The following is a 20,157-nucleotide window of genomic DNA, read 5'->3' on the forward strand; positions in this document are numbered from 1 at the left end:
CTGGTCACCCCGTGTACGTGTACGTGGCCACCCAGTCGATGTAGAGGTGCCCCGCCTTGCCCCAGTTCCCCACCTGGAACATGTACCGGTGCGAGGTCTTCGGCACGTCCTTCGTGACCGTCGAGATGACCTTCCCGTCGAGCAGGTACGTGACGGACTTCCCGGGGATCCACTCGATCGAGTAGACGTGCCAGTCGCGCCACGAGGCCCTGGTGGAGGTGCTGATCGCGTTCACCTCGTTGCCCGGCTTCATCGAGTGGTGGTGCGCCATGGGGGCGTCCTCGAAGTTGGCCTCCGGGTAGTCGATCTCGCCGTCGCTCCACACGTTCGACGTCGGCCAGAGCATGAAGGCCGCTCCGTTGCCGTCGCCGCCGACCGCCTTCGCGCGGACACTGAACTTGCCGCCCTTGTGGTCCCACGCGCCGGTCGGGGTGCCGAACGTGCCGGCGGCGCCGTGCTTGCCGTCGAGGTAGACGTCCATGTGGCCGTTCAGGGCGCGGATCTGCTTGCCCGACCAGTACATGTTGCTCATGCCGTCCGGGTAGGGCTGCCAGCTCTGCGCGTAGGTCTTCGCGAACTTCCCGCCCCAGTTGGCGTTCGTCCGGAAGTCCTCCACGAACTGCTGCTTGAACTTGCCGACGTTGCCCCGCGGTGCTGCGACCGCGGCGGCCTCGGCTGAGGTGCTCGTTCCGATCGGTGCCATCACGAGGCCCGCGGCCAGCGCCATGACGGTGACGACGGCGCGGATCGAGGTGCGCTGGGGCATGCGTCTTCCACTCCCTGATCTGGTCCGCGCTGTGACGGAGCGACGCGGATCGCTGACGACACCGGTCCCTCGGTGCCGCGACGTGCCGGAACGGCCTCCCCAGACCGCTTCGGTTCGTGTTGGTCGAGCGTAGGCAGGAGGAGCGGCCCGGGGCACGCCCGGGATGTCCCCAGATGGTGGGGCGACGTCACCCCACTTGGAGGGGCTCGACGCGCCCGGCGGAGCAGGTCGGGGTGCTCGGACGGAGGGAGAGGGGTTAGGCTTGCCGTGTACGCGGATGTGGCGCAGTGGTAGCGCATCACCTTGCCAAGGTGAGGGTCGCGAGTTCGAATCTCGTCATCCGCTCGGACAGAAGGCCCCGGTCGTGGAGACCGGGGCCTTCGCCGTACCGGGCCGGTGGGTGTCCGCGGCGGGCACCTCGGACGGCCGACGGCCGACGCGCGCAGGATTCGGGTGCCCGCGCTCGTCGGCGTCGGGGCCACCGTGCCCCTGGGTCGTGAGGATGGGTTGTCCGCACGCCCGATGGAGCATCCGGAGCGGCGCGCTTCTCGGATGGGTTCCGGTCCTGGTGGTGCGGTTTCCCGCATGGTTCCCGCAGGATCCGCTCGCGCCCTTGCGGTCAGTGCGAGGACGTGGGATGAGCGATCTGGGCGCAGCGGACGCGGCGCCCGGCAGGGTCGTCGACGACGGTGACGAGCACGGTGTCGCAGTCGTGGCACCGGGCCACAGCACCCATCGCGGTCACGTGGACGCGGGTCCGGGCGACGACGCCGTCGCTCCCGCAGCCGGGACACCGGAGCAGGACCGTCGTGGCGTCCGGGCCGAACCGTTCGGCGAGCACCCCGGCGAGTGCGTTGCCGTCGACGAGCGACATCAGCTGCCCCCGAACCGTTCGGCGCGGACGTCGCTCGTGTCGTGGCCCAGCTCCGTGAGCCACCGCAGCACCTGCTCGACGAACGGCGTTGACCCGCACACGTAGACCTGCGCGCCGGACGACGGCGGGAAGACCGCGGACGCGAGGGTCTCGCGGGTGAGCCGTCCCACGGGTTCGCCGGCGGGGGCTCGCCGGCTGTGCACGACCGTCGTGGTCACGCCGGCTGCGGCGGCCCGGGCGAGCTCGTCGCGGAAGAAGACGTCCGCCGGCGTCCGGACGGCGTAGAGCAGTCGGAACGGGGCGGGGTCGCCAGCCTCGACGTGCGCGGTCGCGATGGCCGCGAGGGGCACGATGCCGGATCCGCCGGCGATGAGCTGGACCGGCCGGGCGTCGGGTGATGAGTGCCAGACGAACCACCCGCCGAGCGGCCCGTGCACCTCGAGGGCGTCCCCGACCTCGATCGCGTCGACCAGGAACGGGGAGACCTCGCCGCCGTCCACCCGGTCGACGGCGAGCACCACCTGCGTCCCGGACCCCGAGGACGCGACCGAGTACGACCGCGAGGCCTGGTAGCCGTCCTCGGCGGTGAGGCGCAGGTCGAGGTGCTGGCCCGGGTCGTTGCCGGGCCAGGTCGGGACGTCGAGGACGAGGCGCCGAGCGTTCGGGGTCTCGGGCGTGACGGAGACGACCGTGGCGGGGTGCCAGGCCGGCCGACGGCGGACCGGTGCCGACGCAACGGGGGTGAGCCGTGCCTCCAGGCCGGATGACGGGGAGCCGGTGGACGGGAGTGCACCGCTCACCAGTACCGCTCTTCCTTCCAGGGGTCGCCGTGCATGTTGTAGCCGGCGTTCTCCCAGAACCCGGGCTCGTCGTCGGACTGCATGACGATCCCGCGCACCCACTTGGCGCTCTTCCAGAAGTACAGGTGCGGCACGAGGAGGCGTGCGGGGCCGCCGTGCTCGGGTGTCAGCGGTTCGCCGTCGGCCTCGAAGGCGATCCAGGACTGCCCGTCGAGCAGTTCGTCGAGCGGGACGTTCGCCGTGTAGCCGCCGAAGCTGTGCACCATGCAGAAGTCGAGCGACGTCTCGACGTCCGCGAACAGCCGGTCGAGGGGCACCCCGCGCCACGGCATGTCGAGCTTCGTCCAGTGCGTCACGCAGTGGATGTCCACGGTGACGTCCTCGACGCCGAGTGTGTGTACCTCGTCCCACGTCCAGGAGTGCAGGCCGCTCTCGGTCCGGATGGAGAACGACCAGTCCGACGGCTCGATCTCGGGTGTCGCACCGGCGGAGAGGACCGGCCAGTCCTCGACGAGGGTCTGGCCTGGTGGGAGGCGCGAGTCGTCGCGTTCGTGCCGCCGACCGCCGAAGCCGCGCGTGAAGGTCGCCATGCTCGATCTTGGCGCGCGCCCGGCGTCCCGCATGTAACGGGTTGGTAAACACTCAGGACGCCGACGCGCACCGTGCCGACCGCCTCGCATCCGCACGCGGACGCGCATCGGGGCTGCTCCGGACCGCTCCGGCGGTCGGTGGCAGGGGGTTGGGGGATCGGCGCGGTTCCCTTATCGTTCACCGGAACGATTACCAGGAGGGGTCACCCCGAATGCAGCCCATCGTCCACGAACCCCGGAACGCCCGCGGCCCGAGCCGCCGGACGCTCCTGTCCGGTGCGGCCGGACTCGCCGGCCTCGGCCTGCTCACCCTGACCGGGTGCAGCTCCGGTGCCTCGGCCGGCACGACCGCCCTGCCGGAGGCCGCTGCCACCGGAACGGCCCGCCGCGGCGGGCGGCTCCGGGTCGCCCGACCAGCTGCCTCGGCGGCCGAGACCCTCGACTCCGCGAGCTCGCTGTCCGCGTACGAGTACCTGGGCGCGCTGTACAACCGGTTGGTGAAGCTCGACGAGCAGGGGCAACCGGTCCCCGACCTCGCCGAGGAGTGGTCCGCGAACGCCGACGGCACCGAGTGGACCTTCCGACTCCGCCGCGGTGTGCGGTTCCACGACGGTTCGCGCTTCGTCGCAGCGGATGCGATCGCGAGCATCCAGCACATCCTCGACGAGAAGACCGGCAGCCCGCAGGCAGGGGTCCTCGGCGAGGTGATGGATGCCCGGTCGATGACGGCCGTCGACCAGCACACGCTCCGGTTCTCGCTGACGAAGCCGAACGCGGAGTTCCCGTCCCTGCTGACGGCGTACCAGTGCTACATCGTCCCCGCGGACGCCGTGGCCGACATCGGCCGCACGGGGATCGGCACCGGACCGTTCCGGCTGTCGTCGTTCACGCCGGCCGGTGCCGGGAGCGTCGAGGCGTTCGACGACCACTTCGCGGGGCGCCCAGCGCTCGACGGCATCGACTTCTTCTCGATCCAGGACACCACCGCCCGGGTCAACGCCCTGCTCGCCGGACAGATCGACCTCATCTCGCAGACCAACCTCGACTTCGCCACGGCCCGGGTCGTCGCGGCGTCGGACCGGGCCACGATCGCCCGGTCGAAGAACGCCCAGTGGTACACGATCCCGATGCTCGCGACGAGCGACGAGTTCCGTGACCCCCGCGTCCGCCAGGCGATGAAGCTCGCCTACGACCCCCGCTCGATCGTCGAGACCGCACTGCAGGGCACCGGGTCGCCCGGCTGGGACAACCCCGTGCCGCCGCAGCTCGCCGCGTTCGTGGACGACCACCGCGAGCACGACCCGGACAAGGCGAAGGCGCTGCTCAAGGCCGCCGGGCGGTCGGACCTGCGCACGTCGATCTACACGTCCAGCTACGAGTCGGTCTTCACCCCGATGGCCGTCGCCTACCGTGACGCCGTCGCGGACGCGGGCATCCGCCTGACGGTGCAGAACGCCAGCTCGGACTCGTACTACACGCAGATCTGGATGCAGAAGCCGCTCATGGTGAGCTACTGGTTCACCGGGCGTCCGATCGACCAGCTGCTCAACCAGATCTTCCGCTCCGGGTCGTCCTACAACGAGAGCGCGTGGTCGAACGAGCGGTTCGACGCACTCCTCGATGACGCCCGGGCCGAGATGGACGACGCCAAGCGCCTGACGCTCTACCAGGACGCGCAACGGCTCATCGTCGAGGACGGCGCCGACATGACCCCGATGTTCGGGGACCGCCTGGTCGGGCTGTCCCGCGACGTCGTCAACTACTCGGAGTACGGCTTCGAGTTCGACTGGCTCCGGATCGGACTCCGCCGATGAACGTCCTCGTCCCCGTCCTCCGACGACTCGGGATCGCCGTGCTCACGGTCGTCCTCGCGTCCCTCTTCGTGTTCCTCGCGGTGCAGGCGCTGCCCGGCGACGTCGCGCAGCAGCTCCTCGGCCAGAACGCAACGCCCGAGGCCGTGAAGCAGCTCCGGGAGTCCCTCGGCCTCGACCAGAACGTGTGGCTGCGCTACCTCGAGTGGCTCGGCGGTGCGGCCCACGGCGACTTCGGCACGTCGCTCGTCAGCGGCGAGCCCGTCGCGCCGACCCTGTTCACGGCGTTCCGGAACAGCATGCTCATCGCCGTCCCCGCGATGCTCGTCGGTGTCACCCTGTCGCTGTTCCTCGGGGTCCTCGCCGGGGTCCGCCGCGGCCGTGCCACCGACCGGCTGGTCTCGATCGTCAGCCTGGTCGTGATGAGCGTCCCCGAGTTCATGGTCGCCACCGTCCTCGTGCTCCTCTTCGCGATCGGCGTGCCGCTGTTCCCCGCGGTCGTGCTGCGGGGGAGCGACGCCACGGTCGGGGAACTCCTGCCGACGATCTGGCTGCCGATCATCGTGCTCACGCTCGCGATGGCTGCGTACATCGTCCGGACCGCCCGCTCCTCGACGATCGACGTGATGGCCTCGGAGTTCGTCACGACCGCCGAGCTCAAGGGCCTCTCGACGCGACGGGTGGTGTGGAAGCACGCCGTGCCGAGCGCCCTGCTGCCGACCCTCACCGTGATCGCACTCAACGTCGCGTGGCTGCTCGGCGGCGTGGTCGTCGTGGAGAACGTCTTCAACTACCCCGGCATGGGCAAGCTCATGCTCGAGTCCGTGTACGACCGGGACCTGCCGACGATCGAGGCGATCGCGCTCCTCAGTGCGGTGGTCTACGTCGTGTGCAACCTCGCCGCCGACCTCGTCGCGCTCGTCCTGGACCCGAAGCTGCGCACGCGCCAGCGCCGGACCCGGGTCCGACGTGCCGGCACCGCGAGCCGAACCCGGAAGGCAGCAGCATGACCGCCGTCGCCCCCCGCCCGACCGGGACGCTCCGCCCCGGTGCCGTCCGCCGTGTGACCGCGCCGCTGCGGGGCTCGACCGCCCTGTCCGTCGGGCTCGGCCTCATCGCGCTCCACCTCGTGCTCGCCGTGCTCGCTCCGGTCATCGCCGGCCACTCGCCGGTCGCGACGAACGCCGGGGACGTCCTCTCCGGGCCGACCTGGAACCACTGGCTCGGCACCGACCAGTACGGCCGCGACGTCCTGTCGCGCACGCTGAACGGCGGTCGGTACGCACTGCTCGTCACGTTCCTCGCGACGACGATCGCGGTCGCGGTCGGCACCGTCCTCGGCTGCATCACCGCGTACGCGGACAACTGGTTCGACGAGGTCGTGATGCGGGTCGTCGACGCCCTGCTCAGCGTGCCCTCGATCCTCGCGCTCCTCGTGGTCGTGACCGTGTTCGACGCCGGCCTCTGGGTCATCGTCCTCGCCGTGACGATCGTCTACGCCCCGGCCGTGACCCGCGTGGTCCGCGGAGCCGCACGGACCGTGATCACGCAGGACTACGTCACCGCTGCCCGCGCTCGCGGCGAGCGGCCGCTGTCGATCGTGTTCCGGGAGATCCTGCCGAACGTGCTCGACGTGGTGCTCGTCGAGTACGCGATGCGGGCATCGTGGATCGTGCTGCTCGTCGCCTCGCTGTCGTTCCTCGGGTTCGGCGCGAACCCGCCGACGCCGGACTGGGGACTCATGGTGCAGGAGAACCGGACAGCGCTGACCGTGGTGCCGCTGGGCACGCTCGCGCCGATCGTCGCCCTCGCGACCCTCGTGGTCGGCCTCAACCTCGCCGCGGACGGCCTCGCGAAGTCCCTCGGCGTCGACCGTGCGAAGCAGGGAGTGAGCGCATGACCGCGACCGACACGACCACCACCGTCGCAGCCGGCGCCGCCGTTCCGGGCCCCGTCGTCCAGGTCGACGACCTCGCGATCTCCTACGCCGCTGGTCCCCGGACCGTCCCGGTCGTCCGCGGGGTGTCGTTCGCCATCGCCGCCGGCCGCACCCTCGGGCTGGTCGGGGAGTCCGGCAGCGGGAAGTCGACCGTGGCCCGCACGCTCCTCGCGCACCTCCGTGCCGGCTCGGTCGTCGAACGCGGCACCGTCAGGGTCGCCGGCGAGGACGTCTTCGCACTCTCACCCGCCGGACGACGCGCGCTCCGCGGCGGTACCGCGAGCGTCGTCGCGCAGAACGCCGGGCAGGCACTGACGCCGTCGATGCGGATCGGCGAGCAGATCCGGGAGGCGCTCCGGGCACACGGCGAGCCGGACGGAGCGGAGCGGGTCGTCGAGCTCGCGCGTCTGGTCCGACTGCCGTCGCCCGAGACGATCGTCCGACGGTTCCCGCACCAGCTCTCGGGCGGGCAGCAGCAGCGCGTCGCGATCGCGATGGCGGTCGCGGCCCGACCCCGCGTGCTCGTGCTCGACGAACCCACGACCGCACTCGACGTGGTCACGCAGGCGGCGGTCCTCGACCTCGTCGCGGAGCTCGGCCGCGAGCTGGGCATGGCCGTCCTGCTCGTCAGCCACGACCTCGGCGTGGTGTCGGCCATGGCAGACGAGATCGCGGTCATGCGTGCCGGCGAGGTCGTCGAGCACGCCGCGACGGCGTCGCTCTTCGCGTCGCCGCAGCACGAGTACACGCGCGCGCTGTTGGCCGCGGTGCCGGACGGGCGACGGCCGGGAGGCGCGGATCGCCCCGCCGGCGCGGTGACCGTCCCCGGGACGGTCGCCGACGACGGGACGCGCACCGGGCCTCCCGTCGGCGCGCGTCCGGTGGTGACCGCCGAGGACCTGGTGATCCGGTACGGACGCGGCCTGCCGGCCGCGGTGGACGGGGTCTCCTTCACCGTCGGGGCGCGCGAGACACTCGCGATGGTGGGGGAGTCCGGCAGCGGCAAGTCGACGCTCGCGACGGCCCTCGCGGGCCTGGTGCCGGCCGAGTCGGGGACCTTCGCGTTCGACGACGGCACGGTGTCGGGTGACCTCGGTGTGCCGGTCGCCGGTCGGTCGCCCGAGCTGCGGCGCGCAGTCCAGCTGGTGTTCCAGAACGCCGACACGTCGCTCAACCCCCGCCGGACCGTGGGCGCGGCGATCGCCCGACCGCTCCGGCTCTTCACGGGGTCGTCGTCGAGGGCGCGGGTCGGCGAGCTGTTGACGCTCGTGGGCCTCGGCCCGGAGTTCGCCGACCGGCTGCCGGCACAGCTGTCCGGTGGGCAGCGGCAGCGGGTGGGGATCGCCCGTGCACTCGCTGCGGAGCCGCGGCTCGTGATCGCGGACGAGATCACCACCGCGCTCGACGTGCAGGTGCAGGCGGGGATCCTCGCGTTGCTCGCCGACCTGCAGCGCGAACGAGGCCTCAGCTGCCTGTTCATCAGCCACGACCTCGCCGTCGTCCGCGGTGTGGCGGACCGGGTCGCCGTCATGACCGGCGGAAGGATCGTGGAGATCGGGCCGACCGAGGCGGTGTTCGGCGGCCCGAACCACCCCTACACGTCGACGCTCCTCGCAGCCACGCTCGAACCGGGCAGCACGGAGCTGCCGGACGTCGACGACGGATTGCAGCACTGGGGACACGCGGAGGGGTGGACCGACCACGGCCACGGGCACCTCGTCCGCAACTGGAGCGACCACGACGTGGTCGTCGGGAAGGGGGTCGGCGCATGAGTCTGCGCTCGAGTGGGGAACGCTTCACCGCGATCGGGTCGCCCGACGGGCTGCCGGACGGCGTCGTCGTGCGCGACGAGTGGATCCCGATGCCGGACGGGGTGCGGCTGCACGCCCGGATCTGGTCACCGGCGTCCGCGTCGACGTCCGGGTCACCTTCGTCCGCGTCGCCGTCCGGGTCACCTTCGTCCGCGTCGCCGTCCGGGTCACCTTCGTCCGCGTCACCTTCGTCCGCGTCGCCGGTCCAGCCGGTCCCGGTGCTGCTCGAGTACCTGCCGTACCGGCTCGACGACTGGACCGCACCCCGCGACTCGGAGCGGCACCCCTGGTACGCGGCGCACGGGTACGCCTCGGTGCGGGTCGACATCCGCGGGACGGGGTCGTCCGACGGGTTCTTCGACGACGAGTACAGCGAACAGGAGCTGCGCGACGGCGAGGCCGTGATCGCGTGGCTCGCGGACCAGCCCTGGTCGACCGGTTCGGTCGGCATGTTCGGCATCTCCTGGGGCGGGTTCAACGCACTGCAGCTCGCGGCGCGCGCCCCCGAGGCGCTCAAGGCGATCGTGACCGTCTGCTCGACCGACGACCGCTACGACAACGACGTGCACTACGTCGGCGGGGCGCTCCTCGGGATCGACATGGCGGCGTGGGGCGCGACCATGTTCGCGTTCAACTCGCGTCCGCCCCGACCCGAGGTCGTCGGCGACGGCTGGGTCGACCGGTGGCGCGAGCGGCTCGACGCGAACCGCCCGATGACGCCGACGTGGCTGGCGCACCAGGAGCGGGACGACTACTGGCGGCACGGCAGCGCCGCCGAGGACTACGGGAACATCGGAGCCGCGGTCCTCGCCGTCGGCGGGTGGGCGGACCCGTACCGGGACGCGGTGCTGCGCCTGGTGGCGAACGTCCCGGCGCCGGTCAAGGGCATCGTCGGGCCGTGGTCGCACCAGTACCCGGACCGCGGCCTCGCACCGGGACCGTCGATCGGGTTCCTGCAGGAGACGCTCCGCTGGTGGGACCGCTGGCTCCGCGAGGTCGACACCGGCGTCGAGCAGGACCCCGCCCTGCGCGCCTGGATCAACGAGGGCGAGCCACCCGCGACGTACTACGAGCAGCGACGCGGGCGGTGGGTGGGGGCCGAGGCGTGGCCGTCCGCGGCGACGTCGGTCCGCTCGCTCCCGCTGACGGCGCTGCGGGGCGGCACCGACGGCGTGGTCGTCGTCCGCTCGCCCGAGCACACCGGGGTCGACGCCGGGCGGTTCTTCCCGTTCGGCAACGCCACCGACCTGCCGCCCGACCAGCGCGCCGAGGACGGCCGGTCGGTGTGCTTCGACCTGCCCGTGGACGAGCCCGTCGACCTGCTCGGCACCGTGCTCGTCGACCTCGCCGTCACGAGCGACCAGCCACGCGCCACCGTGACCGTGCGCCTGTGCGACGTCGCGCCGGACGGGTCCTCGACGCTCGTCACCCGCGGCGTGCTGAACGCCTCCGCCCGCGAGGGGATGGACCGGGACGACCCGCTCGAGCCGGGAGTGCGGACGGTGCTGCCGGTGCGCCTCGTGTCGACCGGGCACCGGTTCGCCGCCGGTCACCGGCTCCGGATCGCGGTGTCGACGTCGTACTGGCCGTGGGTGTGGCCGCACGGCGTGAGCCCGACGCTCGAGGTCGACCCGTCGGCGTCCTCGGTCCGGCTGCCCGTGTGGACGAGGAGCACCGACGACGGGGTGGCGTTCGAGGAGCCCGAGCGGTCGACGCCGCTCGCGATCGAGCGCGTGGAACCGTCCGGGTCGCTGCCGCAGCGGACGGTCACGCACGACGTCGAGACGGGGGAGTGGACGCTCGACGTCGACCCCGGTTACGGCGGCGGCCGCGTCTACCCGGACGGGCTCGTCTTCACCGAGGACGCGCGCGAGACCTACCGGATCCGGACGGGCGACCCGACGAGTGCCCGGGCGTCGTCCCGGTGGGCGATCGGTCTGGCGACGGACGACTGGGCGGCGCGACTCGAGACGACCGCGGAGCTCCGCGCCACCGCCGACACGTTCCACGTCGAGAACACCGTGCGGGCGTGGGCGCGCGACGGTGTGGCCGGCACTCCGGAGGTGCTCGTCGCGGAGCACACCTTCGTCGACGACGTGCCGCGGACGTCCGCGTGAGCGCCGCCCCCGACACGGGCGCCGGGTCAGCCCCGTCCCGCACACCCGGCCTCGACACGGGCGGGCGGACCCGGGCCCGCCAGCGGCCCGAGGTCCGTCGGGCGATGATCGTCGCCGCCGCCCGCGAGGTCATCGTCCGCCGGGGCGTCGGCTCCACGGGCCTGCGCGACATCGCTGCCGAGGCGGGCGTGTCCGTGGGCACGGTCACGTACCACTTCGACAGCGTCGCGGAGATCCTCAACGAGGTCGTGGTCCTCGAGACCGAACGCTTCTACGGCGCGATCGTCGAGGCCGTCGATGCGGAACCCGACCCGGTGCGGGCCGTCCGGATGCTCGTCGAGCCGCTGTTCGCCGAGCGCCCGGAGGTCCGCGAGCACTGGCGCGTCTGGTCGGACTACTGGACCGCCGTCGTCCGCCGACCCGAGGTCGCCGCCGAGTACGCCGAACGCATCCGTGTCTGGGAGGCGTGCCTCGTCCGGGTCCTCCGGCGTGGGGTCGAGTCGGGCGTGTTCACGGCGACCGCGCACCCGGAGACCGTCGCCCTCAAGCTCGCGGCGTACAGCGACGGCGTCGCGACGCAGATCCAGCAGGGTGTTCCCGGGCTGACCAACACGGTCGCGCTGGAGTGGATGTGGTCCTTCCTCGCCCACGAACTCGGCCCCGCGCTCACACGCGTCACGACGAACCCCTTGTCGTGAGCGAGCACGGGCCGTACGGTGTCCGGATGACCAGGAACCGGCAGCAGCCCGTCGAGCACGTGCTCGTCGCGGGCTGTGCCGGTGAGCTCCCGGAGATCCACCGCCAGCTCGTCGAGCTCCCCGACACCGCGTACGGGCAGGTCTTCGTCGAGGTGACCCACGAGGGCGAGGTCCGGATCCTGCCGGCACCGCCGCGTGTGACCGTCACCTGGTTGGTCCGGAGCACCCGGCCGTCCAGTGTCGCGTCGCTCGTCTTCGCCGACCACGGTGAGGCACTGGCCGAGGCGGTCGTCGGCTGGGCGACCGAGTGGTGCGTCCCCGGTGGTGTGCCGTGCACTGCGGTGTGGATCGGGTGCGCCGACAACGCCTGGGTCGACCGAGCGCGCTCCCTCGTGCAGCTCGGCATCGACGGAGCCGGCCAGCACGTCGAGATCGGCGGCTGACCCGCGCAGTCCCGGCACCGTCCGGGCGCGCGCACCGTTCACGTCGTCGTCGAGGCGCGTTCACCATCCTGTACCGCTGCACAGCCATCCTCTGATGGCACCCGTTCGGGGCACGTCCAGAGGGGATCCACATGCAGCACACCACGAAGCGACGCCGCGCGGCGCTCGCGCTCGGCGCAGCCGTCATCGTCGGCGCCGTCGCACTGCCGGGTACGGCCGAGGCCGTCGCCCAGCTCGCGCTGAACCAGCACGGCGGCGCAGCCCGCCACCAGGGCGACCAGACCCGGAACGTCCGCCAGGCCATCCAGAACGCCGGCGCGAAGAACGTCATCCTGCTCATCGGCGACGGGATGGGCGACTCCGAGATCACGGTGGCGCGCAACTACCAGTACGGCGCCGCCGGCCGGCTCCCCGGTCTCGACGCCCTGCCCATGACCGGCTCGTACACCACCTACTCCCTCGTGAAGAGCGGGGAGAACAAGGGCAAGCCCGACTACGTCACCGACTCGGCCGCCTCCGGCAGCGCGTGGGCGACCGGGACCAAGACCTACGACGGCGCCATCTCGGTCGACATCGACGGGAAGCCGCAGCAGTCGCTCCTCGAACTCGCGAAGGCGAACGGGTACAAGACCGGCGACGTCTCCACGGCCGAGATCCAGGACGCCACCCCGGCGGTCCAGGTCGCACACGTCGGCTCGCGCTCCTGCTACGGTCCCGACACCGCGGCGTGCGGCACCGACGCCCTGCAGGCGGGCGGGCTCGGCTCGATCAGCGAGCAGCTGCTGAACGCGCGCCCGGACGTCACCCTCGGCGGTGGCTCCGCGAGCTTCCAGCAGACCGCGAAGGCCGGTCAGTGGGCCGGCAAGACCCTCTTCGAGCAGGCCGACGAACGCGGCTACCAGGTCGTCGACGACGCCGCCGGACTCGCCGCGGTCCGCAGGGCAGACCAGAAGGCGCCGCTCCTCGGGCTCTTCACGCCGGGCAACTTCCCGACGCGGTACGCCCCGACCACGGCGACCGTCGGTGGCGCGGACGCCGCACCGACCCGCTGCACGCCGAACCCGGCACGCCTCGACACCGGGCTCTCGCTCGCGTCGCTGACCAACAAGTCGATCGACCTCCTGCAGCAGAAGCACGCGAAGAAGGGCTTCTTCCTCCAGGTCGAGGGCGCCAGCATCGACAAGCAGGACCACGCCGCCGACGCCTGCGGCCAGATCGGCGAGACGATCGACTTCGACGAGGCCGTGCAGGCCGCGCTCGCGTTCGCGAAGCGAGACGGCAACACGCTCGTCATCGCGACCGCTGACCACGCCCACTCGAGCCAGATCGTCGACAACACGCCGCCCGCCGCGCTCTCCACGGCGCTCGTGACGGCCGACGGCACCACGATGAAGGTCTCGTACGGCACCGCTGCCGCCGGCGGCTCGCAGCAGCACACCGGCACGCAGGTCCGCATCGCCGCCTACGGCCCGGGCGCCGCGAACGTCGTCGGGCTCTCCGACCAGACCGACACGTTCTTCACCATCCGCGACGGTCTCGGGCTGTCGGAGGACGTCGCCGCGCTCAGCCGCGGCGCACGGGTCGACGTGTCCGACCGGTCGCCCCGTCGCGGCGAGCGCGTCACGGTCACCGGCAGCCGCTTCGCCGGCGACCGTCAGGTCCGCGTCCAGCTCGGCGACGCCGACCTCGGCACCCTCGACCTGGTGAACGGCACGGCGTCGACGACGTGGCGCGCCGAGCGCGGCACGACGACGCTCACGTTCACCGGCGTGCAGACCGGCAAGGTCGCGACCGCGCAGGTGCGCGTGCGCTGACGCGCCGACCGCGGACGGGAGGCACGGTGCCGGCCGGCACCGTGCCTCCCCGTCCGTCAAGGGTCCGCCGCTCCGCGACCCGCGCCCGCTCGGCCAGACCGGGCGTGCTTGGCCGATCCGGGGTGCCTGGTCGATCCGGGCGTGCCTGGTCAATCCGGGTGTGCCTGGTCGATCCGGGCGTGCCTGGTCGATCGTTTCCGCAGAGGACGCCCGATCCCATCTACCATCGCACCCGCTGTGGGAAAGAACGGGCATCCTCGGTCAGATCGTGCGCGCGACGCCCCCGGCCCCGTCGACCCGGGCCCGTCTCCTGCAATGGGGCATGCCAGGCCGATTCGCGCGTGTCAGGTCAATGCGGGCGTGCCAGGTCCTTGCGGGCGTGCCTGGTCGAACGTTTCCGCCGGAGACGCCCGATCCCGCCTGTCATCGCCGACGGTGCGGGAACGAACGGGCTTCTCGGGTCAGATCGCGCACGCGACGCCCCGCCCCGCCGCGTCGATCCGGGCGTACCTGGTCGAACCGGGCGTACCTGATCGAACCGGGCATGCCTGGCCGATCCGCGCGTGCCTCGTCCATCGTTCTCACCGGGGACGCCCGATCCCGAGCCCACCGCCCGACGCACACGACGAGGGAACGAAGTCGCACGGCGGGCCGCTCCGCGCTCAGCGGAAGACGACGTCCGGTGCGTCCACCCGGCGGTCGGTCACGGTGGTGGGGGACTCGAGGTGCACCGCTCCCGACGGCACGATGCCCGCGCCGCCGAACCGCTCCATCACCCGCCACTGCGCGACGACGTCCTCGCCGGCGTGCTCGGGTGGGAGCTCCGGCCAGAAGCGGAAGCCGCCGACGGACTCGAGCCGCTCACGGTCGTAGAGGACGCAGGCGCCGACCCAGGCCACCCGGTAGGGCACCCAGCCGCCGCGCTCGACACCGAGGTCCGAGGCGACGTGCGCCAGGTTCGCGGCGTTGTGCAACGACCAGCGGTCGTGGGCGGGTGTCCCGCGCCGGACGACCTCGGGCTCGACGCCGTCCGACCACGGTTCGAACACCGCGGTCTCGTGCGGGCGCCGGTCGGCCAGGTACGACAACCCCTGCACGGCCGAGCCCACGAACCCGCAGTCGAGGGTCCGGAGCGCGTCGAGCATCCGCCGCACGCTGCCCGGTTCGAGCCAGACGTCGTCGTCGAGGAACAGCACGGTCGGCGCGGTGGCGTGGTCGAGCAGGAACTGCCGGTGCTCGGCGAGACCCAGCCGCTCGCGGTGGGTGAGGAGCGTGACGGGCCGGCCCTGCGCCTCCAGGACGCGGAGCATCGCCGCGACCGCGGGCCGGGTGGCGGCGTCCCCGTCCGTCGACTGGTCACTCAGGACGATCCGGAGGTCGACGTCGACCTGGGCGGCGAGCCCCGCGAGCGTCGTCGCGAGCTCGGCGGACCGACCGACGGTCGGGACGAGCACGTCCACCTCGGGCGCGGCCCCGTCGACACGGGGCCGAGCCCAGTCACCGGACCAGCGCGCGCTCACGACGATTCGCGGATGCGCCGAACCACGGCGGTCGTGGAGTGCTCGGCGACGTAGTCGACCATGACGACCTCGCCGCCGTACTCGCGCACCACCGCGGTCTCGCTGAGCATCTCGGGCGAGTAGTCCCCGCCCTTCACGTAGACGTCGGGTCGGATGCGTCGCAGCAGGGGGATCGGGGTGTCGGTCGCGAAGACGGTGACGAGGTCGACGCACGCCAGTGCGGCGAGCACGCCGGCCCGGTCCTCCGCCGTGTTGATCGGCCGCTCCGGGCCCTTCAACCGGCGCACGGAGTCGTCGTCGTTCAGCGCGACGACGAGCAGGTCGCCCAGTTCGCTCGCTTGCCGGAGGTACGTGGTGTGCCCGCGGTGGACGACGTCGAAGCAGCCGTTCGTGAAGACGATGCGACGACCCGCGGCGCGGGCCGCGGCGACGGCGTCCGCGAGCTCGTCGTGGTCCACGACGGTCTCGGCCGGCGCGGTCACGGAGGCGACGAGGGCGCGGGCCGAGCACACCGAGGTGCCCGCCTCACGCACGACGACGTCGGCGGCGGCCTGCGCGAAGGACACCGCGTGCCGACGGGTGGCACCGACGGCGAGTGCCACCGTCGCGCCGGCGCAGAAGGTGTCACCGGCGCCGGAGGCCTGCTGCTCGGCGGCGGGCGTGGCACGGGTCCGGAACGCCTGGTCGGCGTCGGGTTCGAGCAGCACGGTGCCGTCGCGGTCGAGGGTCACGACCGCTGCCCGGGCGCCCGTCGCAGCGAGCACCGTGTCACGGGCATCGACGACCGCCGACACCCGGGACGAGCCCTGGCCGAGGTCGTGCGACCGGGTACCGGCCGCGTGGGCGAGGAGCGCGGCGGTCTCGCCGGCGTTCGGCGTCACGAGGTCCGGGTGGAGTCCGGCCCAGCGGGTCAGGTCGTGCGCGTCCACCACCACGGCGGCCGGGCGGTCGCGGTCGAGCATCGGGACGACCGTCTCGGGGTCGACGCCGAGGCCGTAGTCGCACACCACGGCGGCGTCGGCACAGCGGACGGCACGGGCCACGGCTTCACCGAAGCGTGCCCGCGCGGCGTCGTCCGGTGGCGCGGCGATGTCGTCGACACGGACCACGACACGATCACCGCCGACGACGCGGTCCTTCGTGGTGGTGCGGGCACCGGGGACCTCCACGAGGAAGGTCGTGTCGACCCCTGCGGCGGCGAGTCGGTCGCGCAGGGTCCGGCCGGACTCGTCGTCGCCGACGTACCCGACCATGCGCACCCTGGCGCCGAGCGCGCGGGCGTTCACCGCGGTGTTCGCCGCACCACCGGGGACGGCGATGCTCTCCGTCACACGGACGATCGGGGCGGGGGCCTCGCGCGAGACCCGCTCGGCCTCGCCGACCGTCCAGCGGTCGAGGATGCCGTCGCCGATCACGACGACGAGCGGCTCGCGGTCGTCGATCCGTCCGACGAGGTCGCGCACGAGACGCACGTCGGCGGTCACCGCACACCACCGGCGGGCTCGAGGTGGACGACGGTCGTCGTCGTGAGTTCGTCGAGCAGGTGCGGGCCGTAGCCGAACCCGGAGCCGGACGCGCCACGCGGTTCCGCGCTCCCGCCCGGAGCGCCGCCGAACACGGCGTTGACCTTGACGGTACCGACCGGGAGCTCCGCCGCGGCGCGGAGCGCGTTGCCGGTGTCGTTCGTGAGGACCGTGGCCGCGAGGCCGTACCGGTCGGCCGCGGCGAGGCGGAGCCCCTCCTCGAAGGAGTCGACGATGCGCACCGGGGCCACCGGGCCGAAGGTCTCCTCGGTCATGACGGTCATGTCGTCGGCCACGTCGGTGAGGACGGTGGCCGGGTACGCCGATCCGGGCCCCTCGGGGACGACGCCGCCCGTGCGGAGGACGGCACCGCCGTCGACGGCGTCACGGACCTGGGCGTGCACGGCGTCCCGCATCCGGTCGTCGACCAGCGGACCGTACTCCGCCGAGGGTGCTGCCGTTCGGCGGTCGGCCTCGGCGACGAGCGCGGCGACGAAGGCGTCAGCGACCGCGCGGTGGACGTAGACCCGTTCGACGCTCGTGCAGATCTGCCCCGTGTTGGCGAAGGCTCCGAGCGCGACCTGTGCTGCAGCCCACGCGGGGTCGACGTCGGCGTCGACGACGACCGCGTCGTTGCCGCCGTTCTCCCGGACGACGTGGGCCCGGGTACGGGCGGCGACCTCGGACAGTCGGTCGCCCGTGGCGGTCGAGCCGACGTGTGCGTAGACGTCGATGCCGTCCTGCTCGAGCAGCAGTTCGCCGGTGGCGGCGTCACCGTCGACGCCGACGAGGACGCCGTCGGGCAGGACCTCGGCGAGGAGGGTGTTCAGGCGGGCGATGGTCGCGGGGCAGCGCTCCGAGCCCTTGTGCACCACGGTGTTGCCGGTGACGATCGCCGCACCGAGGATCCCGCAGGCGACGGCGACCGGGTCGTTCCAGGGCGTGAGCGCGAGTACGACACCGCGGGGGTGCGGGACGGTCCAGTCAGCGGCACCGTGCTGGCCACGCAACGACTCGCCCCGGTGCACGGGCCCGAGCTCCGCGTACTGCAGGAGCGTCCCGATGCCGGCCTCGACCCCACCGAGGGCGTCCCCGGGGACCTTGCCGGTCTCGCGGGTGTTCAGCCCTGCGAGCTCGTCCGCGTGCTCCCGCAGCTGTTCGGCCGCGGCACGGAGCAGCGCTCCACGCTCCGCGGGAGCCGTCCGACGCCAGCCCGGAGCGGCCGCCCGGGCGCGCGCGACCGCTGCCCGCACGTCCTCCTCGGTGGCACGCGGTGTGGTCGACGCGACGGAGCCGTCCACGGGATCGATGACGACGAGGTCAGCACCGGCGGAGTCGGAGGCGGAGGCGGTACGGGGGGCGGTGAGGGTCATGCGGGTCCTTCCGTGCGGGACTCGCACGTTCCTCCCGGGCGGCTGGACGCGCACACGGGACCGCGCTTCTCGTCCATCGGGCGCGGATGCTCGGGTCGACCTGGGTAGGAACGAGTGGTGCAACTGATCGGCAACGGTGGTCCCCGGTTCGACGACGTCCACGAGATCGCGGTGCTGCGGGGCGGGGGACTCGGCGACCTGCTGTTCGCCGTACCCGCGATCGACGCCCTCGCCGCCGCGTACCCGGACGCCCGCATCACCCTGCTCGGCACGCCCGTCGCGCCCGCGGTGCTCGCTGGTCGCACCGCCTCCGTGCACGCCTTCGAGGAACTGCCGGTCGTGGCCGGGGTCCGCGACTCCGGCGACGGTGCCCCCACCCAGGACGACTTCGACGCTCGCACACGCGGTCGTTTCGACCTCGCCGTGCAGCTCCACGGCGGAGGCCGGAACTCGAACCCGTTCCTGCTCGGGCTCGGCGCCCGGCACACCGTCGGCACCGCCACCGAGGACGCCGAGGTCCTGGAGCGCTGGGTCCGCTACGTCTACTACCAGCACGAGGTGGTCCGCGCCCTCGAGGTCGTCTCGCTCGCCGGCGCAGCACCGGTCACGATTGACCCGCGCGTCCTCGTGACGGAGCCGGAGCGGCTCGCCGTCCGCGAGCGGCTCGGGGTCGCCCACCGGCTCGTGGCGATGCACCCCGGCGCGACGGACCCTCGTCGCCGCTGGAGCCCGGAGCGGTTCGCGGCGGTCGCGCGGGAACGGCTCGCGGCGGGGGACGACGTCGTCCTGGTCGGGGACGCCTCGGACCGGGCCGCGGCGGACGTGATCCGCGCCGAGCTCGGGGACGTCGCGGGCGTGCACGACCTCGTGGGCACGCTGCCCCTGACCGAGCTGCCCGTGGTGCTCGCCGCGGCGGACGTCATGGTCGGCGACGACTCCGGGCCGCGGCACCTCGCGGTCGCGGTCGGCACACCGACGGTCGGCGTCTTCTGGTTCGGCAACGTCGTCAACGCGGGACCGTTCGACCGCGGTCGACACCGCGTCCACATGTCCTTTGTGACCCGCTGCCCGGTGTGCGGGATCGACGTCACCCAGGTCGGGTGGACGGCGGAACGCTGCGAGCACGACCCGTCCTTCGTCGACGAGGTCACGCCCGAGGCCGTGCTGGCGGACGTCGACGACCTGCTCGCGACGGTCGTCCCGCGACGCTGACCGTTCCGCCGGGAGCTGACAGCGCTGAGAGCGCTGGGTCGCGTCGCGACCACGTCGCGACCACGGACGGGAAGGAGGCGCGGTGCCAGCAGACACCGCGCCTCCCGTCCGTGACGTGGTCGCGGAGACGACGCCTGGTGACGTCTAGGGCCAGCTCGGCTCGGTCGCCGGCATGATCGAGAGTTCCCGGATCTCGCAGCCCGCGGGCTGCGACAACGCGAACAGGATCGAGTTCGCGACGTACTCGGGTTCGATGAGCTGCGCGTCGGGGCCCGGCTTGTACTGCTCGGTCCGGCCCTCGAAGAACGCCGTGCGCATGCCTGCGGGGATGATGTTCGTCACACCGACGCGACCGGCCGTCTCCGCGGCCAGCGCCTGCGAGAACCCGCGCACGCCGAACTTCGACGCCGAGTAGGCGGTGCCGTCGCCGACGCCGCGGAGGGCCAGGGACGAGGAGATCGTCACGATGCGGCCGTGCGTGGCCTCGAGGGCGGGCAGCGCCGCACGCACGACGGCGGCCGTCCCGAGGAGGTTCACGCCGACGATGCGCTCCCAGTCGCCCGACGAGATGCCGCCGATCGGGGCCGGCGTGTCGATGCCCGCGGCGGTGACGACCGCGTCGAGGCCGCCGTGCCGCTCCGCGGCCTCGCGGACCGCACGCTCGGTGGCCTCGGTGTCGGTGACGTCCACGGCGACGGCGTCGGTGCCCTCCGGCACGGCGTCGACCCGGAGGTCGAGGACGATCGGGGTGCCGCCGGCCTCGGCGACCGCGGCGACGACCGCCGCGCCGAGACCCGAGGCGCCGCCGGTGACGAGGACGCGGCCGATGGGGGTGGTGGGGACGGGCATGGACTTCCTTCCGGGAG

The 20,157-nt window shown here is 72.8% G+C and carries 17 protein-coding genes and 1 tRNA gene; 10 read left to right on the top strand and 8 right to left on the bottom strand.

Annotated features, from left to right (window positions below):
• Positions 1 to 4: 4 nt before the first annotated feature.
• The gene (locus ABC270_RS10385) at positions 5 to 766 is read right to left on the bottom strand and encodes a glycoside hydrolase family 16 protein (RefSeq protein WP_412880722.1); all 762 of its coding nucleotides are present in this window, start codon (positions 764 to 766) and stop codon (positions 5 to 7) included.
• Positions 767 to 1,039: 273 nt separating this feature from the next.
• Here ABC270_RS10385 and ABC270_RS10390 point away from each other — a divergent pair.
• Positions 1,040 to 1,111 (top strand) — tRNA-Gly (locus ABC270_RS10390).
• Between the two features lie 274 nt (positions 1,112 to 1,385).
• Here ABC270_RS10390 and ABC270_RS10395 read toward each other — a convergent pair.
• Genes ABC270_RS10395 through ABC270_RS10405 form a run of 3 tightly spaced genes read right to left on the bottom strand, consistent with a single transcriptional unit; the run spans position 1,386 to position 3,030 of the window.
• Positions 1,386 to 1,640, bottom strand: a complete 255-nt coding sequence (locus ABC270_RS10395) for a DUF6510 family protein (RefSeq protein WP_412880723.1) — start codon at positions 1,638 to 1,640, stop codon at positions 1,386 to 1,388.
• Positions 1,640 to 2,440: an FAD-binding oxidoreductase gene (locus tag ABC270_RS10400; protein WP_412880724.1), complete on the bottom strand. Its 801-nt coding sequence runs from the start codon at positions 2,438 to 2,440 to the stop codon at positions 1,640 to 1,642. Before ABC270_RS10400 ends, ABC270_RS10395 begins: the two co-directional genes overlap by 1 nt.
• On the bottom strand, positions 2,437 to 3,030 hold the full coding sequence (locus ABC270_RS10405; protein WP_412880725.1) for a molybdopterin-dependent oxidoreductase: 594 nt from the start codon (positions 3,028 to 3,030) through the stop codon (positions 2,437 to 2,439). Before ABC270_RS10405 ends, ABC270_RS10400 begins: the two co-directional genes overlap by 4 nt.
• Positions 3,031 to 3,242: 212 nt before the next feature.
• On the opposite strand from ABC270_RS10405, the gene ABC270_RS10410 reads away from it, so the two are divergent.
• From ABC270_RS10410 to phoA, 8 genes are all read left to right on the top strand, one after another.
• A complete protein-coding gene (locus tag ABC270_RS10410) occupies positions 3,243 to 4,844 on the top strand; it encodes an ABC transporter substrate-binding protein (RefSeq protein WP_412880726.1) in 1,602 nt (533 codons plus the stop codon).
• Positions 4,841 to 5,851 carry an ABC transporter permease gene (locus tag ABC270_RS10415; protein ID WP_412880727.1) on the top strand — a complete coding sequence of 337 codons (1,011 nt, stop codon included), beginning with the start codon at positions 4,841 to 4,843 and terminating at the stop codon, positions 5,849 to 5,851. The genes ABC270_RS10410 and ABC270_RS10415 overlap by 4 nt, the downstream gene beginning before the upstream one ends.
• Entirely contained in the window at positions 5,848 to 6,741 is an 894-nt protein-coding gene (locus ABC270_RS10420) for an ABC transporter permease (protein WP_412880728.1), read from the top strand. Before ABC270_RS10415 ends, ABC270_RS10420 begins: the two co-directional genes overlap by 4 nt.
• Positions 6,738 to 8,552: a dipeptide ABC transporter ATP-binding protein gene (locus tag ABC270_RS10425; RefSeq protein ID WP_412880729.1), complete on the top strand. Its 1,815-nt coding sequence runs from the start codon at positions 6,738 to 6,740 to the stop codon at positions 8,550 to 8,552. Before ABC270_RS10420 ends, ABC270_RS10425 begins: the two co-directional genes overlap by 4 nt.
• Positions 8,549 to 10,708: a CocE/NonD family hydrolase gene (locus ABC270_RS10430; RefSeq protein WP_412880730.1), complete on the top strand. Its 2,160-nt coding sequence runs from the start codon at positions 8,549 to 8,551 to the stop codon at positions 10,706 to 10,708. Before ABC270_RS10425 ends, ABC270_RS10430 begins: the two co-directional genes overlap by 4 nt.
• The gene (locus ABC270_RS10435) at positions 10,705 to 11,406 is read left to right on the top strand and encodes a TetR/AcrR family transcriptional regulator (RefSeq protein WP_412880731.1); all 702 of its coding nucleotides are present in this window, start codon (positions 10,705 to 10,707) and stop codon (positions 11,404 to 11,406) included. Before ABC270_RS10430 ends, ABC270_RS10435 begins: the two co-directional genes overlap by 4 nt.
• A 26-nt stretch (positions 11,407 to 11,432) precedes the next feature.
• Positions 11,433 to 11,849 carry an SIP domain-containing protein gene (locus tag ABC270_RS10440; protein WP_412880732.1) on the top strand — a complete coding sequence of 139 codons (417 nt, stop codon included), beginning with the start codon at positions 11,433 to 11,435 and terminating at the stop codon, positions 11,847 to 11,849.
• A 131-nt stretch (positions 11,850 to 11,980) separates the two neighbouring features.
• Positions 11,981 to 13,663: an alkaline phosphatase gene (gene phoA / locus ABC270_RS10445; protein ID WP_412880733.1), complete on the top strand. Its 1,683-nt coding sequence runs from the start codon at positions 11,981 to 11,983 to the stop codon at positions 13,661 to 13,663.
• A 662-nt stretch (positions 13,664 to 14,325) separates the two neighbouring features.
• On the opposite strand, the gene ABC270_RS10450 is transcribed toward phoA, so the two are convergent.
• From ABC270_RS10450 to ABC270_RS10460, 3 genes are read right to left on the bottom strand one after another with little or no spacing between them, the layout of a single operon-like run.
• Positions 14,326 to 15,183, bottom strand: a complete 858-nt coding sequence (locus tag ABC270_RS10450) for a glycosyltransferase family 2 protein (RefSeq protein WP_412880734.1) — start codon at positions 15,181 to 15,183, stop codon at positions 14,326 to 14,328.
• Positions 15,180 to 16,667 carry a D-glycero-beta-D-manno-heptose 1-phosphate adenylyltransferase gene (rfaE2, locus tag ABC270_RS10455; protein WP_412880735.1) on the bottom strand — a complete coding sequence of 496 codons (1,488 nt, stop codon included), beginning with the start codon at positions 16,665 to 16,667 and terminating at the stop codon, positions 15,180 to 15,182. Before rfaE2 ends, ABC270_RS10450 begins: the two co-directional genes overlap by 4 nt.
• The gene (locus ABC270_RS10460; protein WP_412880736.1) at positions 16,664 to 18,079 is read right to left on the bottom strand and encodes an aldehyde dehydrogenase family protein; all 1,416 of its coding nucleotides are present in this window, start codon (positions 18,077 to 18,079) and stop codon (positions 16,664 to 16,666) included. The genes rfaE2 and ABC270_RS10460 overlap by 4 nt, the downstream gene beginning before the upstream one ends.
• Before the next feature lie 117 nt (positions 18,080 to 18,196).
• Between ABC270_RS10460 and ABC270_RS10465 the strand changes: the two genes are divergently transcribed.
• Positions 18,197 to 19,291 (top strand): glycosyltransferase family 9 protein, encoded by a 1,095-nt coding sequence (locus tag ABC270_RS10465; RefSeq protein WP_412880737.1) that lies wholly within the window; start codon positions 18,197 to 18,199, stop codon positions 19,289 to 19,291.
• Positions 19,292 to 19,435: 144 nt separating this feature from the next.
• Here ABC270_RS10465 and ABC270_RS10470 read toward each other — a convergent pair whose 3' ends face one another.
• On the bottom strand, positions 19,436 to 20,140 hold the full coding sequence (locus ABC270_RS10470; protein ID WP_412880738.1) for an SDR family oxidoreductase: 705 nt from the start codon (positions 20,138 to 20,140) through the stop codon (positions 19,436 to 19,438).
• Between the last annotated feature and the right edge of the window lie 17 nt (positions 20,141 to 20,157).

It is taken from the genome of Curtobacterium phoenicis (genome assembly GCF_047238015.1).
GTDB lineage: Bacteria > Actinomycetota > Actinomycetes > Actinomycetales > Microbacteriaceae > Curtobacterium.

What these genes read in the sequence shown, in the direction of transcription:
- ABC270_RS10385 (WP_412880722.1), bottom strand. Translation starts at nt 766, where the DNA reads ATGCCCCAGCGCACCTCGATCCGCGCCGTCGTCACCGTCATGGCGCTG.
- ABC270_RS10470 (WP_412880738.1), bottom strand. Translation starts at nt 20,140, where the DNA reads ATGCCCGTCCCCACCACCCCCATCGGCCGCGTCCTCGTCACCGGCGGC.
- ABC270_RS10460 (WP_412880736.1), bottom strand. Translation starts at nt 18,079, where the DNA reads ATGACCCTCACCGCCCCCCGTACCGCCTCCGCCTCCGACTCCGCCGGT.
- ABC270_RS10415 (WP_412880727.1), top strand. Translation starts at nt 4,841, where the DNA reads ATGAACGTCCTCGTCCCCGTCCTCCGACGACTCGGGATCGCCGTGCTC.
- ABC270_RS10420 (WP_412880728.1), top strand. Translation starts at nt 5,848, where the DNA reads ATGACCGCCGTCGCCCCCCGCCCGACCGGGACGCTCCGCCCCGGTGCC.
- ABC270_RS10410 (WP_412880726.1), top strand. Translation starts at nt 3,243, where the DNA reads ATGCAGCCCATCGTCCACGAACCCCGGAACGCCCGCGGCCCGAGCCGC.
- ABC270_RS10440 (WP_412880732.1), top strand. Translation starts at nt 11,433, where the DNA reads ATGACCAGGAACCGGCAGCAGCCCGTCGAGCACGTGCTCGTCGCGGGC.
- ABC270_RS10425 (WP_412880729.1), top strand. Translation starts at nt 6,738, where the DNA reads ATGACCGCGACCGACACGACCACCACCGTCGCAGCCGGCGCCGCCGTT.
- phoA (WP_412880733.1), top strand. Translation starts at nt 11,981, where the DNA reads ATGCAGCACACCACGAAGCGACGCCGCGCGGCGCTCGCGCTCGGCGCA.
- ABC270_RS10405 (WP_412880725.1), bottom strand. Translation starts at nt 3,030, where the DNA reads ATGGCGACCTTCACGCGCGGCTTCGGCGGTCGGCGGCACGAACGCGAC.
- ABC270_RS10430 (WP_412880730.1), top strand. Translation starts at nt 8,549, where the DNA reads ATGAGTCTGCGCTCGAGTGGGGAACGCTTCACCGCGATCGGGTCGCCC.
- ABC270_RS10395 (WP_412880723.1), bottom strand. Translation starts at nt 1,640, where the DNA reads ATGTCGCTCGTCGACGGCAACGCACTCGCCGGGGTGCTCGCCGAACGG.